Consider the following 20,700-nt stretch of genomic DNA (forward strand, 5'->3'; position numbering starts at 1 on the left):
ATCCGCCGGCGCGGGCCTGAAGAAAACCTGAAACCTGCTCAGGCTAAAATTAGAACGTGGTGGGGGTATGGGCACTGATAATTCGGCAAATACCGGCCGAAGTGTTGCTGAAGCTGTGCGGTATGCCGGTATTAATGGCATAGCTTTGCCCGGCAACCAGGTGATACGACTGACCGTTAACAATCAGCACAACTTCACCTTCCAGTACGGTGCCTATCTCCTCACCCTGATGTTTGATCCTCTCCCCGGTAGTGGTTCCAGGCTGGTAAGTTTCAAAAATCATCGCCAGCGTACGGTTCGGATTTCCGTTGTGAACCAGCTTCATCGAAACGCCCTGACTGCCCATTTCGATAAGGTCATCCTGATTAATAACCACCTGCGGTTCATCAGGTTTTTCTGGTTCAGAAAAGAATTCCGAGAGCGACAGCCCATAGACTTTCAGCAGCTTTTGCAGCGTGCTGATGGCAGGACTGACTTTATCCTGCTCTATGGTACTGATGGCACTATGTGTTAACCCAGACAGTTCGGCGGCACGACGTTGTGAGAGACCCAGCTGTTGCCGGATCGCTGACAGACGTTTCCCTGGCGCCAGTCCGTCATCGCTCATATTTGCATTTCCTTAACTGTAGTGGTCAGAGCCGCTGCTTTTCAGCAACGTGGTTCTGACAGGCGGTGATAAAACCTTCAAACAACATACGCGACAGGGCGTATTCGCTACTGTTCCATTCAGGATGCCACTGTACGCCCAGCGCGAAAGGGTGGTCGTTAACGCTGACCGCTTCCGCCAGCCCGTCCGAAGAGCGGGCCTCCACGCGCAGACGTGGGCCTAATGTTTTTGCTCCCTGCCCGTGTAGCGAGTTTACCCAAAACGTGTTGCAGCCCGGTATTAACTGAGAAAGTAATCCTCCTTCCTGCACCTGAACCTCGTGAGAGGGAGCGTACTGCTCCTCTACCGGAAGCTCGGGGTCTTCGCGATGTTCAAGCAGTTCCGGCTGCTCGAAAAGACGACGATACAGAGTCCCGCCGGTGGCGACAACCAGTTCCTGCAACCCACGGCAGATGGCGAAAATGGGGATGCGCCTTTCGAGTGCGGCGGCAATTAATGCCATGCTCAGAAGATCACGCCCGGGATCGGCGTCAGGCTCATCGCCGTTTTCACCATAAAGGTGCGGCTGGACGTTGCTGGGGCTGCCTGGCAGGTAGATTCCGTCAAGCTTGGGTAACAGAGCGGCAAGCATTTCCGGTTCGGCCAGGGCGTGCGGCAGGGCAATCGGCAGCCCACCGGCGTTAATAATCGCATTCAGGTACTTCTCCTGCAGGGTCTGGGTCTGGTGACCCTTAAGTCTGTTCCTGCACATCACGACGCCAATAACTGGCTTGTACATTATATTTTCCATGATCGCCCTCACAAAGTGGACTAAATTATGACCATTTAGGGTGTTAAAAGGCCATATCGTTCAATATTTTCTCAATCTAGCAGCGCAAATAGCCGTTTGCAAACTTAATTTAACATTTGACAAACATTTTGTTTGCATACACATTCGAAGGGTGGACATTATATTTAACGGCAAGCAGGCCGAAGTCCGAAACCAACACAACGGCGGTGAATGATGGAAACCAATATCGTAGAAGTTGAGAATTTTGTTCAGCAGTCAGAAGAGAGACGGGGCAGCGCATTTACTTCTGAAGTAAAGCGCTACCTTGAACGCTACCCTGATACCCAGTACGTCGACGTGCTGTTAACCGACCTGAACGGCTGCTTCCGCGGCAAGCGCATCCCGGTCTCCAGCCTCAGCAAGCTGGAGAAGGGCTGCTACTTCCCGGCGTCGGTTTTTGCGATGGATATTTTGGGCAACGTGGTTGAAGAGGCGGGCCTTGGCCAGGATATGGGCGAGCCGGACTGCACCTGCGTCCCGGTGCAGGGCACCTTAACGCCTTCCGCCGCCGATCCGCAGTACGTCGGCCAGGTGCTGCTGACCATGATTGATGAAGATGGCGCTCCCTTTGACGTTGAGCCGCGGAACGTACTTAACCGCCTCTGGCAGCAGCTGCGCCAGCGCGGGCTGTTCCCCGTGGTAGCGGTAGAGCTGGAGTTCTATTTACTCGATCGCAAACGCGATGCCGAAGGCTATCTCCAGCCGCCCTGCGCGCCGGGCACCGACGTGCGCAACACCCAAAGCCAGGTTTACTCCGTGGATAACCTCAACCACTTCGCCGACGTGCTGAATGATATCGACGAGCTGGCCCAGCTGCAGCTGATCCCGGCCGACGGCGCGGTCGCGGAAGCCTCGCCGGGGCAGTTTGAAATCAACCTTTACCACACCGATAACGTGCTCGACGCCTGCGATGATGCGCTGGCGTTAAAACGCCTCGTGCGTTTAATGGCGGAGAAGCATAAGATGCACGCCACTTTTATGGCCAAGCCTTATGAAGAGCACGCCGGTAGCGGGATGCACATCCATATCAGCATGCAGAACAATAAGGGTGAAAACGTGCTGGCGGATGCCCAGGGTGAAGACTCCGCGCTGCTCAAGCGCGCGCTGGCCGGAATGATTGACCTGATGCCGGCGTCGATGGCGCTGCTGGCGCCGAACGTGAACTCGTACCGTCGCTTCCAGCCGGGAATGTACGTCCCGACTCAGGCATCGTGGGGACACAACAACCGCACCGTGGCGCTGCGCATTCCCTGCGGCGATCGCCATAACCACCGCGTCGAGTATCGAGTGGCGGGAGCGGATGCCAACCCGTATCTGGTGATGGCGGCCATCTTCGCCGGGATTTTACACGGCCTGGACAACAATACGCTGCCGCTTCAGGAAGAGGTGGAGGGCAACGGGCTCGAGCAGGAAGGGCTGCCGTTCCCGATTCGCCAAAGCGACGCGCTGTGGGAGTTTATGCAAAACGACTCTCTGCGAGCGCTGCTCGGCGAGCGCTTCTGCCACGTTTACCATGCCTGTAAGCATGATGAGCTGCTGCAGTTTGAGCGCCTGATCACCGAAACAGAGATTGACTGGATGTTGAAAAACGCCTGATCGCCGCCCCGCAAGGGGCCAACGGGTGAGAACTATCGGTAGCATCATACGGCCTGAGCGGAGCCTGGCCGAAAATTTTGCTGGGGATCCAGCCGTTTCCCGAATGTCGCGTTAAGGAGCGCAGGCGACAGCGGGGCTTCAGTTAACGACACAGTGTGTGACGAGGTAGGAGATGATGCAGATGTTCAAATATCCGCAGGGAGAAGGGGGCCATGAGGGCCGCTATGAATGTGAACCCGCCGCCGTTCGCCGGTACGTTTTGCCCAGCTATTTACGATTAACCCCCTTGCTAAGCAGGTTTGTAACCCGGTCGCTGTACCCACAAACCCGTGCCTGCCTGGGGGAGAGCATCTATGGCTGCTAATACTTCTCTTAACCTCCCGGCCGAGGCGGCAAAACCCCGGCTGCGCAAGTCGCTCAAGCTCTGGCAGGTGGTGATGATGGGCCTCGCCTACCTGACGCCGATGACGGTGTTTGATACCTTCGGTATTGTCTCCGGTATCAGCAACGGCCACGTCCCCGCCTCCTACCTGCTGGCGCTGGCGGGGGTGCTGTTTACCGCCATCAGCTACGGCAAGCTGGTGCGTCAGTTCCCGGAAGCGGGGTCGGCGTACACCTACGCGCAAAAATCAATCAGCCCCCACGTCGGCTTTATGGTCGGCTGGTCGTCGCTGCTGGACTATCTGTTCCTGCCGATGATCAACGTTCTGCTGGCTAAAATCTATCTCTCCGCCCTGTTCCCCGAGGTTCCGCCGTGGGTGTGGGTGGTGTCGTTTGTGGCGATCCTCACCGCTGCGAACCTGAAGAGCGTAAGCCTGGTCGCCAACTTCAATACCCTGTTTGTGCTGGTGCAGATTTCGATCATGGTGGTCTTTATCGTGCTGGTGGTGCAGGGGCTGCATAAAGGTGAAGGGGTGGGGACCGTCTGGTCGCTGCAGCCGTTTATCAGCCAGAACGCGCATCTGATCCCCATCATCACCGGGGCAACGATCGTCTGCTTCTCGTTTCTCGGCTTCGATGCGGTAACCACGCTGTCGGAGGAGACGCCGGACGCCGCGCGGGTGATCCCGAAGGCCATTTTCCTCACCGCCATGTACGGTGGCGTTATCTTTATTGCCGCCTCGTTCTTTATGCAGCTCTTTTTCCCCGATATCAGCCGCTTTAAGGACCCCGACGCGGCGCTGCCGGAGATTGCGCTTTACGTTGGCGGCAAGCTGTTCCAGTCAATTTTCCTCTGCACCACCTTCGTCAATACCCTGGCGTCGGGGCTGGCTTCGCACGCCAGCGTCTCGCGTCTGCTGTACGTGATGGGGCGCGACAACGTCTTCCCGGAGCGCGTTTTCGGCTATATCCACCCGAAATGGCGGACGCCGGCGCTGAACGTGATTATGGTCGGCATTGTCGCCCTGTCGGCGCTGTTCTTTGACCTGGTCACCGCCACGGCGCTGATCAACTTCGGCGCGCTGGTGGCCTTTACCTTTGTCAACCTGTCGGTGTTCAACCACTTCTGGCGGCGCAAGGGCTATAACAAAACCTGGAAGGATCGCTTCCACTATCTGCTGCTGCCGCTGATTGGCGCGGTGACGGTAGGCGTGCTGTGGGTGAACCTGGAGGCGACATCGCTGACGCTGGGCCTGGTGTGGGCCGCAGTCGGTCTGCTGTACCTGACCTGGCTGACCCGGCGCTTTCGCAAGCCGCCGCCGCAGTTTGACGGCGCCAAAGCGGAGCAGGCCTGGGAGTCGTAGCGCAAAGGTGGACGCTGAATAAAGAAAAGCAGGCATAGCCTGCTTTTCTTTTGTCGCTATCGCGGAACGGGGGTTATTTTTTCTTCTTGTGGAAAGGCAGCTGGCTGGCGCGACGCTCTTTGACGTATGACACCAGACTGTAAAGCGCAACCCCCAGCAAAATGACCGCGGCGAGAAGGAGAATAATACCGGACATACACAATCCTGGGTCCTGGTTGAAAACGATGCACTCTATAAATACGCGGCTAAGATAGCATCGGGATATGTCTGAAATATGACTCTTCCATCGGTAAAACCTAACAACTGCCGCAGAGTAAACCTGTTGTTTTGTCGGGCGGGGTAACACTCCGTTAAGCGATTTTACAGACGCGCGGCCTCGAGGCTGCTACTCTGCACGCGAGTACGAATTGTCTGAGAATAATATTGAATGCGTAATAAACATGTCGTCAGCCTGTCAGGGGTGGCACTTATCCTGGTCTCGTTTGCTGCACAGGCAGAGACCGAACGTCAGCAAACCCGGGAACGGATCGTCGATCAGGTGCTCAAGCCCTGCGAAGGCAAGAAGGCCGGAGACAAAGTGGTGATGGTCGATCGCCGCGGCGGAGAGCATGAGGCTATCTGCACCCTGGCGGCGGTGCCGCTGCCGGAGTAACCGCGACCGCCGCCGGGGAGATGAGAGATTTCCCGTGCCGCCATCCACCAGCAGCTCGCTTCCCACCACGTAGCTGGACTCGTCCGACGCGAGATACAGCGCGGCCTTCGCCAGCTCCTGCGGCGTGCCCATCCGCCCGAGCGGGACCCGGTTTTTAATCTCCTGCTGCAGGGCGCCGAGCGCCTGCGCGCTGAGGCCGAGCTTATCCAACGCTGTCGTGCTCACCGGGCCAGGGCGCAGGCTGCGGAAAATAATTTTGTCCCCCCCGGTCTGCCCGATGACCAGCTTCGTTAACCTGCTCGCCGGGAAGTGGGCGAGCTCGGGCTGTCGATGCGCGAAGCGCTGCAGTCTGGCGGAGTGGATGAACCACAACGGCCATCGGCTTAGGCGCTAAAAGAATGCCCGCGGCCTCAGTTTGCGCGCTGTCGTCTGGCAAAATGTCATAAATTTGTCACAATCAGGACGATGCTAATCACTGACTGAGGGTTAAGGGATGAGAAAAAGTCTACTCGCCGGCGCGATTGCCGCTGGCGTTTTGCTGTCCGCGGGCGTCCAGGCGCAGGATCAGGCGGCCCCGCAGGGCTATCAGCTCCAGCAGGTGCTGATCATGAGCCGCCACAACCTGCGCGCGCCGCTGGCGAATAACGGCAGCGTGCTGGAGCAGTCAACGCCGAAATCCTGGCCGGAGTGGGACGTTCCGGGCGGGCAGCTGACCACCAAGGGCGGGGTGCTGGAAGTCTATATGGGGCACTATATGCGGGAGTGGCTGGCGCAGCAGAAGCTGGTGACCAGCGGCGAGTGCCCGCCGGACAACGCGGTGTATGCCTATGCTAATAGCCTGCAGCGCACCGTCGCGACCGCCCAGTTCTTTATCACCGGCGCCTTTCCCGGCTGCGGCGTAACCGTCCACCACCAGCCGCAAATGGGCACCATGGACCCGACCTTTAACCCGGTTATCACCGATGACTCCGCGGCGTTTAGCGAGAAAGCGGTGCAGGCAATGGAGGCAGAGCGGCAAAAAATGCAGCTCACCGAGAGCTACAAGCTGCTCGAAGAGATGACCGACTATCGCAATTCGCCTTCCTGCAAAGAGAAGCAGCAGTGTTCGCTGAGCGACGGGAAGGACACCTTCAGCGCCAAATATCAGCAGGAGCCGGGCGTTTCCGGGCCGCTGAAGGTCGGTAATTCGCTGGTGGACGCGTTCACCCTGCAGTATTACGAAGGCTTCCCGCAGGACCAGGTGGCGTGGGGCGAAATCAAAACCGATAAGCAGTGGCAGGTGCTGTCGAAGCTGAAAAACGGCTATCAGGATAGCCTGTTTACCTCAACGGAAGTGGCGCGCAACGTCGCGAAGCCGCTGGTGAAGTATATCGACAAGGCGCTGGTGGGCGACGCGGCGCAGGCGGCGAAGGTGACGCTGCTGGTGGGGCATGATTCCAATATCGCCTCGCTGCTGACGGCGCTGGATTTTAAACCCTATCAGCTGCACGATCAGAACGAGCGCACGCCGATTGGCGGCAAAATTGTCTTCCAGCGCTGGCACGACAGCGGCAGCAACCGCGAGCTGATGAAGATTGAGTACGTCTATCAAAGCACCGCGCAGCTGCGCAACGCCGACGCCCTGACGCTGCAGTCTCCGCCGCAGCGTGTGACTCTGGCGCTGAACGGCTGTCCGGTGGACGCCGACGGGTTCTGCCCGATGGAGACCTTTAAAACGGTGATGAACCAGGCGGCAAAATAAAACAAAAAACCCGGAGCAATCCGGGTTTTTTTATTCTGCTGCGTCGTAGTTATACGTTTTTACGTTCGATGGTTTGCTCGCCCCAGAACAGCGAATCTTTATCGGTTTTCGCAAAGGCCAGCGGCAGCACTTCATCGCTGCCTTCTTCCCAGATTTTTTCTGCTAACTTTTCATCGTATTTTGCTAATTCGAAAATCGCCTCGGCGATCTCCACCGAGGTATTGCGTAAACTTGCCCATTCACCGACGCGGTGAGCTTTTGCTTCTTGAGTTGGCATGCAAATCCTCCTGCTAAGGGTTAACCGTGTAATTTAACCGCCAGGCCGGCGACGTGTTCGCCCTGGTAGCGGGCGATCGCCAGCTCTTCCTCGCTCGGCTGGCGAGAGCCGTCGCCGCCGGCAATAGTGGTGGCCCCGTACGGCGTACCGCCGCGCACCACCGAGACGTCAAACAGTTCCTGCGCGCCGTAGCCAATCGGCACGATCACCATCCCGTGATGGGCGAGGGTGGTCCAGGTCGAGGTAATGGTCTGCTCCTGTCCGCCGCCGGTGCCGGTGGAGCTGAATACGCTGGCCAGCTTGCCGTACAGCGCGCCGGATGCCCACAGACCGCCCGTCTGATCGAGGAAGGTGCGCATCTGTCCGGACATGTTGCCGAAACGGGTTGGGGTACCAAAGATGATGGCGTCATACTCTGCCAGCTCCTGCGGCGTGGCGACGGGCGCATTTTGCGTTTTCCCGCCTGCTTTGGCGAATGCCTCAGCATGCATAGTTTCCGGCACGCGCTTCACCACCACTTCCACGCCGTCTACTCTGTTCGCCCCTTCGGCGACGGCATGAGCCATGGTTTCGATGTGTCCATACATTGAGTAATAAAGCACCAGAATTTTAGCCATTTGCATCACTCCTCGGTTGCGTTATAGGCCAGCCAAACGACTGGCTACCTTTAAAGATAAGGCGTCTGGCGGAGAGTGCAAATCTAACAATCATTTATTTGATTTATAACAAAATTGCAAAGATTGCCTCTGTCGCAAAAAGATACATTTTCCGCTGCGCTGTTTTCGTCTGCCATAAGAGTAGCTTAGCGCACTGGCGGGGCGGGAATATCCCGACAGCGCCGAAAGCTGTTGCAGGATGTTACTATTTGCCGGATGAATGAGTTTCATTCACTACGCTTAAAGGCACGCGATACGCTAATGGTTATGCCATAGGCCGCAGACGCTGCGGCTGCGTATTGCGCGTAATGCAGCATGATGTCTAACCAAGCGGAGGTCAGTGATGGCAAACCATCGTGGCGGTTCCGGCAACTTTGCCGAGGATCGTGAAAGAGCATCAGAAGCAGGTCGTAAAGGTGGACAACACAGCGGGGGGAACTTTAAAAACGATCCCCAGCGCGCCTCGGATGCGGGCAAAAAAGGGGGCAAAAACAGCCACGGCAATCGTCATAGCTGATTTATCGCCAATGACGCAGGTCGGGCGTTTTATGATGCGGGGTTAATCTCCCTGGCACCCTGCGCATCGCCCTCGCCGCCGGCATCTGCCGGCGGTTTTTTTATTGCCAACGGTTGCGCTCCCGGCGGGCTAATTGCACACTATCCGGCTAATCATTCGCTACCGGCCGCGCTATGTCTTCGTTCAAATTCTCCATCAAACCCCAGGAAGCGATCCTTATTGTGATCACCATGTTCTGGGGCGGTACCTTCCTCGCCGTACAGTACGCCGTGACGCTCAGCGGGCCGTTCTTTTTTGTCGGCGTGCGTTTCGCGACCGCGGCGCTGGCGGTTGCCCTGCTATCGCTTCGCGTCCTGCGCGGGCTGACGTGGCTTGAGCTGAAGGCCGGGGTGGCGATTGGCGTCTCGATAGCGCTGGGGTACAGCCTGCAAACCTGGGGCCTGCAGTCGATCTCCAGCAGCAAGTCGGCCTTTATTACCGCCATGTACGTCCCGCTGGTGCCGCTGCTGCAGTGGCTGTGCCTCGGCAAAATGCCGGGAGTGATGTCCTGCCTGGGCGTGGTGCTGGCCTTTACGGGCCTGATCCTGCTGGCCGGGCCGGAAAATAATCTGCTGGCGCTCGGCGTCGGCGAAGCGATCACCCTCGCCAGCGCGCTGGCGATCGCCGCAGAGATTATCTTAATTAGCGCCTGGGCCGGAAAGGTCGACGTTCGACGGGTGACGGTGGTGCAGCTGGCCACCGCGTCGCTGGTAGCGTTTGCGGCGATGGTGCCGGCAGGGGAAGCGATCCCTGCGATGTCGCCGGGGCTGCTGGGCGTTGCGCTGGGGCTGGGCATTTTCAGCGCCATTATTCAGGTCACCATGAACTGGGCGCAGCGCAGCGTCTCGCCGACCAGGGCGACGCTTATTTATACCGGCGAGCCGGTGTGGGCGGGGATTTTTGGCCGTATTGCCGGCGAGCGCTTACCGCTGCTGGCGCTGGTGGGCTGCGCCTTTATTCTGGCCGGCGTTCTGGTGAGCGAGCTGAAGCTTAAGCGGAAAAAGGCCTCCTCTACGCAGGAGGCCCCGGCGGAGGCCGGGGCGCTGCCCGAGCTTGCGGAGCGCCCGGACCCCTAATCCCGGTCGGTCTGGCATGACCGGGAAGGCACCCTTTATACCGTGGCGTTAGGCGCTTCTGCTGCCCGCGCGCGGCGGCTAAGCAGCGCGTGCAGGAGAATGGCACCAAAGGTCGCGGTGCCGATCCCGCCGAGGGTGAAGCCGCCCAGCGAGAGGGCAAAATCACCGGCGCCAAGCACCAGGGTGACCGCCACCATAATCAGGTTCCCGTTCTGGCTCAGATCGACCCGGTTCTGCACCCAAATCCGCGCCCCGGCCACCGCAATCAGCCCAAATACCACGATCGAGGCCCCGCCGATGACCGGCCCGGGAATGGTGTGGATCAGCGCGCCAAACTTGGGTGAAAACCCGAGCAGGACGGCAATCAGCGCGGCGGCAACGAACACCAGCGTCGAGTAGACTTTGGTGACCGCCATCACCCCGATATTCTCCGCATAGGTGGTGACGCCGCTGCCGCCGACGGCGCCGGAAAGCATCGTCGCCAGCCCGTCGCCGACGAACGCCCGGCCCATATACGGGTCCATATTGCGCCCGGTCATTCCGGCTACGGCCTTCAGGTGTCCGAGGTTTTCAGCAACCAGAATCACCGCCACGGGCGCAATCAGCATCATCGCCTGACCGTTAAAGGTCGGGGAGGTGAAGTGGGGAAGACCAAACCACGCGGCCTGTTCCAGCAGAGAAAAGTCGAGCGGCTTGCCCAGCCCGAGGCCGTTTGCCAGCAGCGCGTAGAGCACGCAGGCCGCAATCAGGCCGACGAGGATCAGCAGCCGCTGCAGCATGCCGCTGGTGAAGACCGCCACGAGGCCGATGCACAGCACGGTCAGCACCGCCATCCAGCCGTCAAACGGCGTCGCTGAAACGCTGCGCACCGCAATCGGCGCGAGGTTCAGGCCAATCGCCATCACCACCGCGCCGGTGACCACCGGCGGCATCAGGCGTTCAATCCAGCGGGTGCCGGCTTTCATCACCACCACGCCAATCAGGGTATAAAGCAGGCCGCAGACGATAATCCCGCCGAGGGCGACGTCCAGGTGCGGGTTCAGCCCCTGGCCGTTAAAGCCGGTGACGGCGATGACCACGCCGACAAAGGCCGCGCTGGAGCCCAGATAGCTCGGCACCCGGCCGCCGGTCACCAGAAAGAACAGCAGGGTGCCAATGCCCGACATCAGGATCGACAGGTTGGGGTCGAGCCCCATCAGTATCGGCATCAGCACGGTGGCGCCGAACATCGCGACCGCGTGCTGCACGCCCATAACCACGGTTTGCCCGACGGAAAGGCGTTCATCGGGAGCCACCACGCCGGAAGCGGCGGAGGGGGAGGTCAACTGCCAGCGAGGAAAATCGAAAAGTGCCATGATGATATCCCGGGTTCAAGGTTAACAGGCTGGGCGCATAAGCGTGTGATAGCCGCGGTCAAACCACATCAGCCCGCGCGGCTGCGGATGCTTAACGATGGCGGCGACCTCGCAGAACAGAATGTCGTGGCTGCCGACGCTGACGACCTGGCTGATGCGGCAGTCGAAGCTCACCAGCGCATCGTTCAGGCGCGGGCAGCCGGTGACGCCGGGCTGCCATTGCGCGGCGGCGAAGCGCTCCGCCATCGGCGTTTTACCGCCAAACAGATTGGAGAGCGGCTCCTGTCCCGCCGCCAGGGTATTGACGCACAGCGCCTGATGCTGGCTAAAGGTCGGCCACACCGAGGCGGAACGGTTCAGGCAGACCAGCAGCGTCGGCGGCTCGTCGGTCACGCTGCACACCGCGCTGGCGGTAAAGCCGGCGCGGCCCGCCGGACCGTCGGTGGTAATGATGTTAACCGCGGCGCCGACCTGGGCCATGGCGTCGCGAAAGCTTTGTTTATCCGCAATAGGCATGGAGGCTCCTTATGCCAGCCGGCAGGCATCGTCAAATGAGAGACGCGGCAGGCGATCGTAGAGCTTTGTCTCATCGCCATAGCCGATGTTAATCAACAGGTTGCTTTTCCAGGCGCCGTCGGCAAAGAAGGCCGCGTCGACCTTTTTCCGATCGAACCCCGACATCGGCCCGGTATCGAGGCCAAGGGCGCGGCAGGCGAAAATGAGATAGGCCGCCTGCAGGGAGCTATTGCGAAAGGCGGTCTCCTCGGCGTGCTGGGGGCTGGAGGTAAACCAGCTGCGGGCGTCGCCGTGGGGGAACAGCGCCGGCAGGCGATCGTAAAAGGCGCTGTCCCAGGCCACGATGGCAGTGACCGGCGCGCTGAGAGTTTTTTGCAGATTGCCGCTGGAGAGCGTCGGGCGCAGCTTCTCTTTGCCCTCCGGGGTGCGGACAAAAACGATCCGCGCCGGCGAGCAGTTGGCCGAGGTCGGGCCCATTTTCATCAGCGCGTAAATCTCCTCCAGCAGGCCGTCGGACACCGGCTTATCCAGCCAGCTGCCGTGGGTTCTGGCGTGTCTGAACAGCGTGTCGCACGCGCTTTGGCTAATACTCTCACTCATAAACTCTCCTGGCCGGCGGGCAGCATTGCGGCCAGCCCGTCGCATAAAATGGGGTTAAAGGTAGCGGTATCGGTGACGTTACAAGCATGGCCGCCCCAGGCCATCTCCACCAGCTGGCTGCCCGGGATCGCGGCCTGCAGCGAACGCGAGCAGGAGGCGGGCACCAGCAGATCGTCACGGGCGCTGATCACCAGGGTCGGACAGGTCACTGCCGCCGCCTGACGAGAGAAATCGGCCTGCTTCAGCGCCTGTAGCCGCTTCAGCAGGTTGTCCTTACCCTGAAAATGGCTGAGCGCAAGGGCGTCCTCCGCCTCCATGCGCGGCGCGCGCTCGGCCATCCACTCCGCCGGATAGAGGAACAGCGGCTGCGCCTCCACCCACGCCTGGGCGCCGCCGGTATGCAGCAGGCGCTCGCGTACCTGGAAGCAGCGGCGGGTATGCGTCGACAGCGTCAGCCAGGCGTTAACCAGCACCAGGGCGCTGACCGCCCGGGGTTTGTCGAGCGCCAGCTGCAGGCCGATCAGCCCGCCCAGCGCATGGCCCACCAGCGCGAAGCGCGTGATTCCGGCCTTCTCCAGCGCCTGCCACAGCTCCTGGGCCATGGTTGCCATGCTGTAGGCGGCGGGCAGCGGGCCGGCGTTTTCGCCGGTGCCGTTCTGGTCATAGGTCACCAGCTGGTATTGCTCGGCCAGCGACGCGCGCTGCGCGGTCCAGTAGCTGCCGGCACCGCCCAGTCCGGCGCTCAGTACCACCACCGGGGCGCCGGCATAAGGCGCAGGGGCGATATTGAGCTTCATAGCGCCGGCTTCCCGATATGCGCCACCGTGGCGATCTCCACCAGCGCCTCTGGCTTCACCAGGCCGCACTGAATGCAGAACCGAGCCGGCTTATCGCCGGGGAAGAACTCGGCGTAAACTTCGTTAATCGCGGCGTAGTTTTTCCAGTCGGTGATAAAGATGCTGTTGAAGGTCACATCCTCCATACTGCCCCCCGCCGTTTCGATAACGCTGCGGATGGTCTCCAGAACGTGACGGGTTTGCGCCTTTGGGTCGCCGATATAGACCACGTTGTTTTGCTTATCGAACGGCAGCGTACCGGAGACGTACACCACGCCATCGGCCAGCGTGCCGGGAACGAAAGGGGCGATCGGCGTGGTGGTGCCGGGTGGAATAATGACCTGTTTAGGCATAACGTTTCTCCTCCGGGAACGGGATGGGGCTGGCGGGCTGCAGGGCATCGCAGAAGCTGGCGACGTCGCTGACCCAGCCAAAGAAGGTCTCAATATTGAACAGCGCCGCCTGCTGAGCGAAGGCCGGCCCGGCCTGATGGGTGGCGTCCTCCAGCACGATGCCGAAATATTCGAGGAAGAAGCCGTCGCGCAGGGTGGACTCCACGCAGACGTTGGTGGCGATACCGGTGAACACCAGGTGGCGAATGCCGCGGCTGCGCAAGATGCTGTCCAACTGGGTGTTGTAGAAGCCGCTGTAGCGCGGTTTCGGCAGCACCACGTCGCCCGGCTGCGGCCTGAGCTCATCGACCAGCTGGTAGTCCCAGCCGCCTTTAGCCAGCAGCTTGCCCTGCAGCTCGGGGCGGCGGCGCATGGTCTTCAGGGCGTTGGATTTATGGTAATTGGGCGAGCCGGGGCCGCCGGCCTCCATGTACTGGTCGTCCCAGCCGTTCTGAAACCAGATAATCAGCATCCCGGCGGCGCGGGCGGCGGCGACGGCGGTGTTAATGTTGTCGATAACCGGCCGGGTGGCGGAGACGTCAAAACCGGCCAGATCGAGATAGCCGCCCTGGCTTGCGTAGGCGTTTTGCATATCCACCACGATCAGCGCGCTGTTTTGCGCCGCGAAGGTTAGGGATTCCGGGCGAGCGGGAAGGGTAATCATCAGGCAACCTCGCGAGTAGCGGTGGCAATATGGTCGCGGCAGCGCATCAGCGGCTGAATGCGCTCGCCGAAGGCGTCAATGCCGCCGAGGAAATCATCAAAGGTCAGCAGCACGCCGTCGGTACCGGGGACCGCGGCGACTTCATCAAGCATGCGGGCGACGCTGGCGTAGGAGCCGACGAGGGTGCCCATGTTGATATTGACCGCCGAGGTGGGGTCGGCCATCTGGCGGACGTTGGTATCGCTGCCGGAGCGGGTATCCTTCTGGCTCTGCTCGGTGAGCCACGCCAGCGCCTCTTCGTCGGCTCCGGCCTTGTAGTGCTCCCATTTGGCGCGTGCGGCTTCATCCGTTTCGTCGGCGATAACCATAAACAGCACGTACGAGCCGACGTCGCGGCCGGTTTTTTCCGCCGCCTGCATCATGCGCGCGGCGGTTGGGGCGAAGGCGGCCGGGGTGTTGACCCCTTTGCCGAAGCAGAAGTTGTAGTCGGCGTACTGGGCGGAGAAGGCCATGCCGGCATCGCTTTGCCCGGCGCAGATAACCTTCATCGGCTGCGACGGCTGCGGGCTGACGCGGCAGTCGTTCATCGTGAAGTGGTCGCCCTTAAAGTCGCTCTTCCCGGTACCCCACAGATCGCGCAGCACCTGGACATATTCGCTGAGATAGTCGTAGCGGCTGGCGAAATAGTCGTCACCCGGCCAGATCCCCATCTGCTCGTACTCCGGCTTTTGCCAGCCGGTGACCAGGTTAACGCCGAAGCGGCCGCCGGAAATGGAGTCGATGGTGGAGGCCATCCGGGCGACGATGGCCGGAGGCAGGGTCAGGGTGGCGGCGGTGGCGTAGATCTGGATCCGCGACGTCACCGCCGCCAGGCCCGCCATCAGGGTGAAGGATTCGAGATTATGATCCCAGAATTCGGTTTTACCGCCAAAGCCGCGCAGCTTGATCATCGACAGCGCGAAGTCAAAGTTGTAGTGCTCGGCTTTCTGCACAATAGCTTTATTCAGCTCAAACGTCGGCATGTACTGCGGGGCATGGGTGGAAATGAGCCAGCCGTTATTGCCGATCGGAACGAAGACACCAATTTTCATATGCACCTCTTTGCGGTCGTTAAACAAGAAGGCGTGCGGCGCTGCATCCTGCATCTCCCTGAGCCACCTCGCTAATCTGATAAAGCAAAGACGATGCCAGTTTTACAAAAGCCAATGTTATTAATGTGTTGCTTAATGGTTGCCGGATGTGATGCCGAGAAAAGTAGACTAAATGGTCAAAATTGGTGCACGAAAAAACGGCAGTCATGCGCAATTGGGGTGCAGGAGGTCGTGTCGGCGATGGGCTTTTGCTATGCTGATGGCGGTGAAACAAGGAGATAACAAATGGCACAGGGCGCCGAGAAAAAAAGCGGCAAGCGTTCGCTGGCGGTGAGCGCAAAGAAAGAGGCTATCCTCGCCGCCGCGCTGGACGCGTTTTCGCAATTTGGCATTCACGGCACGCGGCTTGAGCAGGTTGCGGAGCTGTCCGGGGTATCGAAAACCAATTTGCTTTACTACTACCCGTCGAAAGAGGCGCTGTACGTTGCCGTTTTACAGCAGATCCTCACCATCTGGCTGGCGCCGCTGAAGGCCTTTCGCGAAGATATCAGCCCGCTGGTGGCGATCCGCGAGTACATACGCCTGAAGCTGGAGGTCTCCCGCGATCATCCGCAGGCGTCAAAGCTGTTCTGCCTCGAGATGCTGCAGGGCGCGCCGCTGCTGATGGGGGAGCTGACCGGCGATCTGAAAGCGCTGGTGGATGAAAAGTCGGCGATCGTTTCCGGCTGGGTTGAAAGCGGCAAGCTGGCGCCGGTCGATCCCCAGCACCTGATCTTTATGATCTGGGCCACCACGCAGCATTACGCCGATTTTGCCACCCAGATTGAGGCGGTGACCGGCGCAACGCTGCGTGATGAAGCGTTCTTTCAGCAGACCGTGGAAAACGTTCAGCGGATGATCGTTGAAGGGATCCGGGTACGCTAGTTGGCCGGCGGCAGCGGGCAGCTCTGATCGCCATCTTCACACTGCAGCAGCGAGGAGAGGTACGATTCACGCTCTACGGTTTTGTCCGCCATGCACTGGTTGATCAGCATCGGCTGGACGCTGCCGCCTTCGGCCCCGGAGGTTAAAAACGCGCAGTCGGCGTCGCGCAGCGCGATCCACGCCAGCTGGGATTTCTTCAGCAGCGCCTGCTGGCTGGCTGAGGCACGCTTCAGGGCCTGCTGGTAGGTCTGGTTGAGCTTGCCGTCGGCCGCCTGATACTGCGCCGCCGTGCACTGGTTCATCTCCATTTGATTGTTGGCGTTGGCGCATTCGTCCGCCAGCGCCTGCCCGCTTGCTAACAGGGCGGCAAGTGCGAGTAAAGTGCGTTTCATTGTTCCACTCCCATACATAAAAAAGGCCCCCGTCCGGGAGCCTTAATTAACCACAGCTTTGGCCTGCTGTCATCTGGTCTGCGATCCCCCGGCGGCGGGCTAGGGTTTTGCCCGACGCCGCCTGCGGGAATCGGCCTTAGCCGATGGTCATCAGGCTGGCGTTGCCGCCCGCCGCCGCGGTATTGACGCTCAGCGAGCGCTCGATATAGAGGCGCTCGAGCAGCAGGTTGGTTTCGCCGCGGGCGAATCCCTGTACCGAAACAATCGCCCCGTCCCGCGCCGCCACCTGCTCGCACAGCGCGCGCAGCTGATCGGAGTCGCCGTGGTAAATCACCGCGTCGAAGGACTGGGCGGTGAGATCGGCCTCTTTGGCGAAGTGGATGCGCTCGCTGACTTCGCGCGGCAGCTTCTTCGCCAGTTCGCGATGCAGGGCGTTATCCGGCCACAGGAGCTCGCAGCCGACGGCGGCAACTGCCGCCAGCTGGGTCAGCGCATCCTGTTCATTATCCGCCACGCACAGCACGCGGTCGCGGGGGATAAAGGTCAGGGTGTTGCGCTCGCCGGTCGGCCCCGGCAGCAGGCGCTGGGTGCCGGCCTGCGCCTGTTCGCTATACTGCTGGCACAACGCCTGCAGCTCCGGCCGGCCTGTGGCCCACTGCTGCAGGGCAACCAGCGGTTTTTCCAGCAGGGTTTTCAACTGTGCGTCCAGCGGACGTTCAGCGTCCTGGCGGGCGAGGGTTGCGCCGACGGCGTTCTGCGGACGGCTTGAGAGCAGGCGGTACAGATACAGCGGACCGCCCGCTTTCGGGCCGGTGCCCGACAGGCCTTCGCCGCCGAACGGCTGAACGCCAACCACCGCGCCGACCATATTACGGTTGACGTACAGGTTGCCGACTTTTGCGCTGCCGGTGACCTGGGCAATGGTTTCGTCGATGCGGGTATGGACCCCGAGCGTCAGGCCGTAGCCGGAAGCGTTGATCTGCTCAACCAGCCGATCCAGCGCGTTGCGGTTGTAGCGCACCACGTGCAGAACCGGGCCAAAGACCTCTTTTTTCAGCTCGTCAAAGCTGTCGAGCTCGATAAGCGTCGGCGGAACGAAGGTTCCGCTCTGCCATTCGCGCGCGTCGTCGCTGTTCTCGCGCACCGCCTGGAAGACGTTGCGCCCCTTGGCGCGCAGCGTCTGAATGTGGCGCTCGATATTCTCTTTCGCTTCGGCATCAATCACCGGCCCGATATCGGTGGTCAGGCGGCCAGGGTTGCCCATCCGGCATTCGCCCATCGCGCCGCGCAGCATGGTCAGCGTATGGTCGGCAATCTCCTCCTGCAGGCACAGCACCCTCAGCGCGGAGCAGCGCTGGCCGGCGCTGTCGAAGGCGGAGGCGAGCACGTCAACCACCACCTGCTCGGTCAGCGCCGACGAGTCGACGATCATCGCGTTCATGCCGCCGGTTTCAGCGATCAGCGGCGTCGGACGCCCCTGGGCATCAAGGCGGCTGGCGATATTGCGCTGCAGCAGCGTCGCGACCTCGGTGGAGCCGGTAAACATCACCCCGCGCACGCGGTGGTCGCCGGTGAGCGCGGCGCCGACGGTTTCCCCGCGGCCCGGCAGCAGCTGGATAACGCCCGGCGGGACGCCGGCCTCCAGCAGAATCGCCACGCCCTGAGCGGCGATCAGCGGCGTCTGCTCGGCGGGTTTCGCCAGTACGCTGTTGCCAGCGGCCAGCGCGGCGGCAATTTGCCCGGTGAAGATCGCCAGCGGGAAGTTCCACGGGCTGATGCACACCACCGGCCCCAGCGGACGGTGGGTTTCATTATCAAAGTCGTCGCGAACCTGGCCGGCGTAGTAGTGCAGGAAGTCGACCGCTTCACGAACTTCGGCGATGGCGTTGCTGAAGGTTTTACCCGCTTCGCGCACCAGAATCCCGATCAGCGTTTGCGTTTGGCCTTCCATCAGGATCGCCGCGCGTTCGAGGATGGCCGCGCGCTCCTGCGGCGGGGTGGCGAACCAGATCGGCGCGCAGTTGACCGCGCTGGTCAGCGCCTGCTGTACCTCTTCGTCGCTGGCTTCGCGCACGTGGCCGACGATATCCTTCGGCTCGGCAGGGTTAACGATCGCCTGCAGCTCGCCTTCGGCAGCCGGATGCTCCAGCATCGGCAGAGCCTGCCACTTGTGCAGGGCGCTGTTGAGTAAAGAGGAGGAGAGGGAGGCGAGGCGGTGCTCGTTCGCCAGATCCAGCCCCGCGGAGTTGCTGCGGCCCTGACCATAAAGGTCGCGCGGCAGCGGAATTTTCGGATGCGGCAGGCCGGCCTGGCCCTCCTGCTGCGCCAGCTTCTCGACCGCGCTGACCGGATCGGCGACCAGTTCGTCAAGCGGCAGGCTGGTATCGGCGATGCGGTTGACGAAGGAGGTGTTGGCGCCGTTCTCCAGCAGGCGGCGTACCAGGTAGGCCAGCAGGGTTTCGTGGGTGCCGACCGGGGCATAGATTCGGCACGGTCGGTTGAGCTTGCCGTCGGCCACTTTGCCTACCACCTGCTCATACAGCGGCTCGCCCATGCCGTGCAGGCACTGGAACTCGTACTGACCCGGGTAATAGTTCTGCCCCGCCAGCTGGTAAATGGCCGCCAGGGTGTGGGCGTTGTGGGTGGCGAACTGCGGGTAAATCAGGCTCGGCACCGTCAGCAGCTTTTTCGCGCAGGCGAGATAGGAGACGTCGGTGTAAACCTTGCGGGTATAAACCGGGTAGCCTTCCAGGCCGTCCATCTGCGCGCGCTTGATTTCGCTGTCCCAGTAGGCGCCCTTGACCAGGCGGATCATCAGACGGCGGCGGCTGCGGGTGGCGAGATCGATCAGCGAGTCGATCACGAACGGGCAGCGCTTCTGATAGGCCTGAATAACGAAGCCGATCCCGTTCCAGCCCGCCAGCTCTGGCTCAAAGCACAGCTTCTCCAGCAGGTCGAGAGAGATCTCCAGGCGATCGGCCTCTTCGGCGTCGATATTAATGCCGATATCGTACTGGCGTGCCAGCAGGGTCAGCGACTTCAGGCGCGGATAGAGCTCATCCATCACCCGATCGTACTGCGCGCGGCTGTAGCGCGGATGCAGGGCGGAGAGCTTGATGGAGATCCCCGGCCCCTCATAGATGCCGCGGCCGTTGGAGGCTTTGCCGATCGCGTGAATGGCCTGCTGATAGGAGACCATATAGGCCTGGGCGTCGGCGGCGGTCAGCGCCGCTTCCCCGAGCATATCGTAGGAGTAGCGGAAGCCTTTCTCTTCGAGCTTGCGGGCGTTGGCCAGCGCTTCGGCGATGGTTTCGCCGGTGACGAACTGCTCGCCCATCAGGCGCATCGCCATATCAACGCCTTTGCGAATCAGCGGCTCGCCGCTTTTGCCAATGATGCGGTTCAGCGAACGCGACAGGCTGGTTTCATTGTGGGTGGAGACCAGCTTGCCGGTAAACAGCAGCCCCCAGGTGGCGGCGTTAACGAACAGCGACGGGCTGCGGCCGATATGCGACTGCCAGTTACCGTTGCTGATCTTGTCGCGGATCAGGGCGTCGCGAGTGGCTTTATCCGGAATACGCAGCAGCGCCTCCGCGAGGCACATCAGCGCCACGCCCTCCTGCGAGGAGAGGGAGAACTCCTGCAGCAGGCTCTGCACCATCCCGGCGCGCCCGCTGGCGTTTTTTTGATTGCGCAGCTTTTCCGCCAGCGTCCAGGCGAGCTTGTGCGCCTGTTCGCCCAGCGCCTGCGGCAGGCGGGCCTGCTCGAGGAGCATCGGCACGGCGTCGGTTTCGGCGCGGCGATAAGCGGCGGTAATGTCCGCCCGCGCCACCGACTGCGGCAGGATCTGCTCGGCAAATTCAAGGAACGGCTGGTACGGCTCTTCGCTCAGCGGACCCGCTTCGTCGCTTTCGTTGGCCGCGCCGGAGAGCAGCGCCGGAAGCTCGGGCAGCGATTCATCATTCTCCAGCTTTTCCAGATAGTTGAAAATCGCCTGCTTAATTAGCCAGTGCGGCGTGCGGTCGATACGGCTGGCGGCGGACTTTATGCGTTCGCGCGTAGCTTCGTCAAGTTTAACGCCCATGGTGGTGGTGCCCATGTCATGAACTCCTGTTATTGGTCATTCGCTTCATCCATGACCCGACCCGTATTGTGGCGGCATGCTTCGGCGAGCTGATCTTCTGTGCGGTTATGC

21 protein-coding genes and 1 pseudogene are annotated in these 20,700 nt (G+C 60.9%); 7 read left to right on the forward strand and 15 right to left on the reverse strand.

Annotated features, from left to right (window positions below):
- Positions 1 to 49: 49 nt before the first annotated feature.
- Both puuR and puuD read right to left on the reverse strand, forming a co-directional pair.
- The gene (puuR, locus tag RTE01_RS03530) at positions 50 to 607 is read right to left on the reverse strand and encodes an HTH-type transcriptional regulator PuuR (protein ID WP_041144904.1); all 558 of its coding nucleotides are present in this window, start codon (positions 605 to 607) and stop codon (positions 50 to 52) included.
- A gap of 25 nt (positions 608 to 632) precedes the next feature.
- Positions 633 to 1,385, reverse strand: coding sequence for a gamma-glutamyl-gamma-aminobutyrate hydrolase (gene puuD, locus RTE01_RS03535; protein ID WP_195709582.1), 753 nt, complete (start codon positions 1,383 to 1,385; stop codon positions 633 to 635).
- 225 nt (positions 1,386 to 1,610) lie between these two features.
- Here puuD and RTE01_RS03540 point away from each other — a divergent pair, with 225 nt between their 5' ends.
- Together RTE01_RS03540 and RTE01_RS03550 are read left to right on the forward strand one after the other, a co-directional pair.
- A complete protein-coding gene (locus RTE01_RS03540) occupies positions 1,611 to 3,032 on the forward strand; it encodes a glutamine synthetase family protein (protein WP_134528440.1) in 1,422 nt (473 codons plus the stop codon).
- A gap of 353 nt (positions 3,033 to 3,385) precedes the next feature.
- Positions 3,386 to 4,777, forward strand: coding sequence for an APC family permease (locus tag RTE01_RS03550; protein WP_041144907.1), 1,392 nt, complete (start codon positions 3,386 to 3,388; stop codon positions 4,775 to 4,777).
- 73 nt (positions 4,778 to 4,850) lie between these two features.
- On the opposite strand, the gene RTE01_RS03555 is transcribed toward RTE01_RS03550, so the two are convergent.
- On the reverse strand, positions 4,851 to 4,973 hold the full coding sequence (locus tag RTE01_RS03555) for a small membrane protein (protein ID WP_095096195.1): 123 nt from the start codon (positions 4,971 to 4,973) through the stop codon (positions 4,851 to 4,853).
- 231 nt (positions 4,974 to 5,204) lie between these two features.
- Between RTE01_RS03555 and RTE01_RS03560 the strand changes: the two genes are divergently transcribed.
- Positions 5,205 to 5,429, forward strand: coding sequence for a hypothetical protein (locus RTE01_RS03560; RefSeq protein WP_041144908.1), 225 nt, complete (start codon positions 5,205 to 5,207; stop codon positions 5,427 to 5,429).
- Positions 5,430 to 5,453: 24 nt separating this feature from the next.
- On the opposite strand, the pseudogene RTE01_RS03565 reads toward RTE01_RS03560, so the two are convergent.
- A pseudogene (locus tag RTE01_RS03565) lies at positions 5,454 to 5,714 on the reverse strand (SDR family oxidoreductase); the annotation flags it as partial.
- A 208-nt stretch (positions 5,715 to 5,922) separates the two neighbouring features.
- Here RTE01_RS03565 and agp point away from each other — a divergent pair.
- Positions 5,923 to 7,170, forward strand: a complete 1,248-nt coding sequence (gene agp / locus RTE01_RS03570) for a bifunctional glucose-1-phosphatase/inositol phosphatase (protein ID WP_123551198.1) — start codon at positions 5,923 to 5,925, stop codon at positions 7,168 to 7,170.
- Between the two features lie 49 nt (positions 7,171 to 7,219).
- On the opposite strand, the gene RTE01_RS03575 is transcribed toward agp, so the two are convergent.
- Both RTE01_RS03575 and wrbA read right to left on the reverse strand, forming a co-directional pair.
- Positions 7,220 to 7,447, reverse strand: coding sequence for a YccJ family protein (locus RTE01_RS03575; RefSeq protein WP_041144910.1), 228 nt, complete (start codon positions 7,445 to 7,447; stop codon positions 7,220 to 7,222).
- 20 nt (positions 7,448 to 7,467) lie between these two features.
- Positions 7,468 to 8,064, reverse strand: coding sequence for an NAD(P)H:quinone oxidoreductase (gene wrbA / locus RTE01_RS03580; protein ID WP_041144911.1), 597 nt, complete (start codon positions 8,062 to 8,064; stop codon positions 7,468 to 7,470).
- A gap of 382 nt (positions 8,065 to 8,446) precedes the next feature.
- On the opposite strand from wrbA, the gene RTE01_RS03585 reads away from it, so the two are divergent.
- Both RTE01_RS03585 and RTE01_RS03590 read left to right on the forward strand, forming a co-directional pair.
- Complete coding sequence (locus tag RTE01_RS03585; protein WP_041144912.1) at positions 8,447 to 8,620, forward strand: con-10 family general stress protein; 174 nt, start codon at positions 8,447 to 8,449, stop codon at positions 8,618 to 8,620.
- Between the two features lie 173 nt (positions 8,621 to 8,793).
- Positions 8,794 to 9,735 (forward strand): DMT family transporter, encoded by a 942-nt coding sequence (locus RTE01_RS03590; protein WP_141334693.1) that lies wholly within the window; start codon positions 8,794 to 8,796, stop codon positions 9,733 to 9,735.
- Between the two features lie 35 nt (positions 9,736 to 9,770).
- Here RTE01_RS03590 and rutG read toward each other — a convergent pair whose 3' ends face one another.
- The 7 genes from rutG to rutA are packed head-to-tail and all read right to left on the reverse strand — an operon-like array spanning position 9,771 to position 15,189.
- On the reverse strand, positions 9,771 to 11,090 hold the full coding sequence (gene rutG, locus RTE01_RS03595) for a pyrimidine utilization transport protein G (protein WP_134525532.1): 1,320 nt from the start codon (positions 11,088 to 11,090) through the stop codon (positions 9,771 to 9,773).
- A 21-nt stretch (positions 11,091 to 11,111) separates the two neighbouring features.
- Positions 11,112 to 11,606 carry an NADH-dependent FMN reductase RutF gene (rutF, locus tag RTE01_RS03600; protein ID WP_041144915.1) on the reverse strand — a complete coding sequence of 165 codons (495 nt, stop codon included), beginning with the start codon at positions 11,604 to 11,606 and terminating at the stop codon, positions 11,112 to 11,114.
- 9 nt (positions 11,607 to 11,615) lie between these two features.
- Positions 11,616 to 12,206, reverse strand: coding sequence for a malonic semialdehyde reductase (locus tag RTE01_RS03605; RefSeq protein ID WP_134525534.1), 591 nt, complete (start codon positions 12,204 to 12,206; stop codon positions 11,616 to 11,618).
- Entirely contained in the window at positions 12,203 to 13,003 is an 801-nt protein-coding gene (rutD, locus tag RTE01_RS03610) for a pyrimidine utilization protein D (RefSeq protein ID WP_123551200.1), read from the reverse strand. Before rutD ends, RTE01_RS03605 begins: the two co-directional genes overlap by 4 nt.
- Positions 13,000 to 13,395: a pyrimidine utilization protein C gene (rutC, locus tag RTE01_RS03615; RefSeq protein ID WP_041144918.1), complete on the reverse strand. Its 396-nt coding sequence runs from the start codon at positions 13,393 to 13,395 to the stop codon at positions 13,000 to 13,002. The genes rutD and rutC overlap by 4 nt, the downstream gene beginning before the upstream one ends.
- Positions 13,388 to 14,098, reverse strand: coding sequence for a pyrimidine utilization protein B (rutB, locus tag RTE01_RS03620; RefSeq protein WP_041144919.1), 711 nt, complete (start codon positions 14,096 to 14,098; stop codon positions 13,388 to 13,390). Before rutB ends, rutC begins: the two co-directional genes overlap by 8 nt.
- The gene (gene rutA, locus RTE01_RS03625; RefSeq protein ID WP_041147574.1) at positions 14,098 to 15,189 is read right to left on the reverse strand and encodes a pyrimidine utilization protein A; all 1,092 of its coding nucleotides are present in this window, start codon (positions 15,187 to 15,189) and stop codon (positions 14,098 to 14,100) included. The genes rutB and rutA overlap by 1 nt, the downstream gene beginning before the upstream one ends.
- 285 nt (positions 15,190 to 15,474) lie before the next feature.
- Here rutA and rutR point away from each other — a divergent pair, with 285 nt between their 5' ends.
- Positions 15,475 to 16,113 carry an HTH-type transcriptional regulator RutR gene (gene rutR / locus RTE01_RS03630; protein WP_041144920.1) on the forward strand — a complete coding sequence of 213 codons (639 nt, stop codon included), beginning with the start codon at positions 15,475 to 15,477 and terminating at the stop codon, positions 16,111 to 16,113.
- Here the strand turns inward: rutR and RTE01_RS03635 are convergent.
- Together RTE01_RS03635 and putA are read right to left on the reverse strand one after the other, a co-directional pair.
- Positions 16,110 to 16,505 carry a lysozyme inhibitor LprI family protein gene (locus tag RTE01_RS03635; protein ID WP_041144921.1) on the reverse strand — a complete coding sequence of 132 codons (396 nt, stop codon included), beginning with the start codon at positions 16,503 to 16,505 and terminating at the stop codon, positions 16,110 to 16,112. The two genes, rutR and RTE01_RS03635, sit on opposite strands and share 4 nt — an antisense overlap.
- 136 nt (positions 16,506 to 16,641) lie before the next feature.
- Entirely contained in the window at positions 16,642 to 20,604 is a 3,963-nt protein-coding gene (gene putA, locus RTE01_RS03640) for a trifunctional transcriptional regulator/proline dehydrogenase/L-glutamate gamma-semialdehyde dehydrogenase (protein WP_134525536.1), read from the reverse strand.
- Between the last annotated feature and the right edge of the window lie 96 nt (positions 20,605 to 20,700).

Source organism: Klebsiella terrigena (assembly GCF_006539725.1).
Classification (GTDB): Bacteria; Pseudomonadota; Gammaproteobacteria; order Enterobacterales; family Enterobacteriaceae; genus Klebsiella; species Klebsiella terrigena.

Coding starts and splice junctions, on each gene's coding strand:
- rutF (WP_041144915.1), bottom strand. CDS start 11,606: ATGCCTATTGCGGATAAACAAAGCTTTCGCGACGCCATGGCCCAGGTC.
- wrbA (WP_041144911.1), bottom strand. CDS start 8,064: ATGGCTAAAATTCTGGTGCTTTATTACTCAATGTATGGACACATCGAA.
- agp (WP_123551198.1), top strand. CDS start 5,923: ATGAGAAAAAGTCTACTCGCCGGCGCGATTGCCGCTGGCGTTTTGCTG.
- RTE01_RS03585 (WP_041144912.1), top strand. CDS start 8,447: ATGGCAAACCATCGTGGCGGTTCCGGCAACTTTGCCGAGGATCGTGAA.
- putA (WP_134525536.1), bottom strand. CDS start 20,604: ATGGGCACCACCACCATGGGCGTTAAACTTGACGAAGCTACGCGCGAA.
- puuD (WP_195709582.1), bottom strand. CDS start 1,385: ATGTACAAGCCAGTTATTGGCGTCGTGATGTGCAGGAACAGACTTAAG.
- rutA (WP_041147574.1), bottom strand. CDS start 15,189: ATGAAAATTGGTGTCTTCGTTCCGATCGGCAATAACGGCTGGCTCATT.
- rutC (WP_041144918.1), bottom strand. CDS start 13,395: ATGCCTAAACAGGTCATTATTCCACCCGGCACCACCACGCCGATCGCC.
- rutG (WP_134525532.1), bottom strand. CDS start 11,090: ATGGCACTTTTCGATTTTCCTCGCTGGCAGTTGACCTCCCCCTCCGCC.
- rutR (WP_041144920.1), top strand. CDS start 15,475: ATGGCACAGGGCGCCGAGAAAAAAAGCGGCAAGCGTTCGCTGGCGGTG.
- RTE01_RS03560 (WP_041144908.1), top strand. CDS start 5,205: ATGCGTAATAAACATGTCGTCAGCCTGTCAGGGGTGGCACTTATCCTG.
- puuR (WP_041144904.1), bottom strand. CDS start 607: ATGAGCGATGACGGACTGGCGCCAGGGAAACGTCTGTCAGCGATCCGG.
- RTE01_RS03635 (WP_041144921.1), bottom strand. CDS start 16,505: ATGAAACGCACTTTACTCGCACTTGCCGCCCTGTTAGCAAGCGGGCAG.
- RTE01_RS03575 (WP_041144910.1), bottom strand. CDS start 7,447: ATGCCAACTCAAGAAGCAAAAGCTCACCGCGTCGGTGAATGGGCAAGT.
- RTE01_RS03555 (WP_095096195.1), bottom strand. CDS start 4,973: ATGTCCGGTATTATTCTCCTTCTCGCCGCGGTCATTTTGCTGGGGGTT.
- rutB (WP_041144919.1), bottom strand. CDS start 14,098: ATGATTACCCTTCCCGCTCGCCCGGAATCCCTAACCTTCGCGGCGCAA.
- RTE01_RS03605 (WP_134525534.1), bottom strand. CDS start 12,206: ATGAGTGAGAGTATTAGCCAAAGCGCGTGCGACACGCTGTTCAGACAC.
- rutD (WP_123551200.1), bottom strand. CDS start 13,003: ATGAAGCTCAATATCGCCCCTGCGCCTTATGCCGGCGCCCCGGTGGTG.
- RTE01_RS03590 (WP_141334693.1), top strand. CDS start 8,794: ATGTCTTCGTTCAAATTCTCCATCAAACCCCAGGAAGCGATCCTTATT.
- RTE01_RS03550 (WP_041144907.1), top strand. CDS start 3,386: ATGGCTGCTAATACTTCTCTTAACCTCCCGGCCGAGGCGGCAAAACCC.
- RTE01_RS03540 (WP_134528440.1), top strand. CDS start 1,611: ATGGAAACCAATATCGTAGAAGTTGAGAATTTTGTTCAGCAGTCAGAA.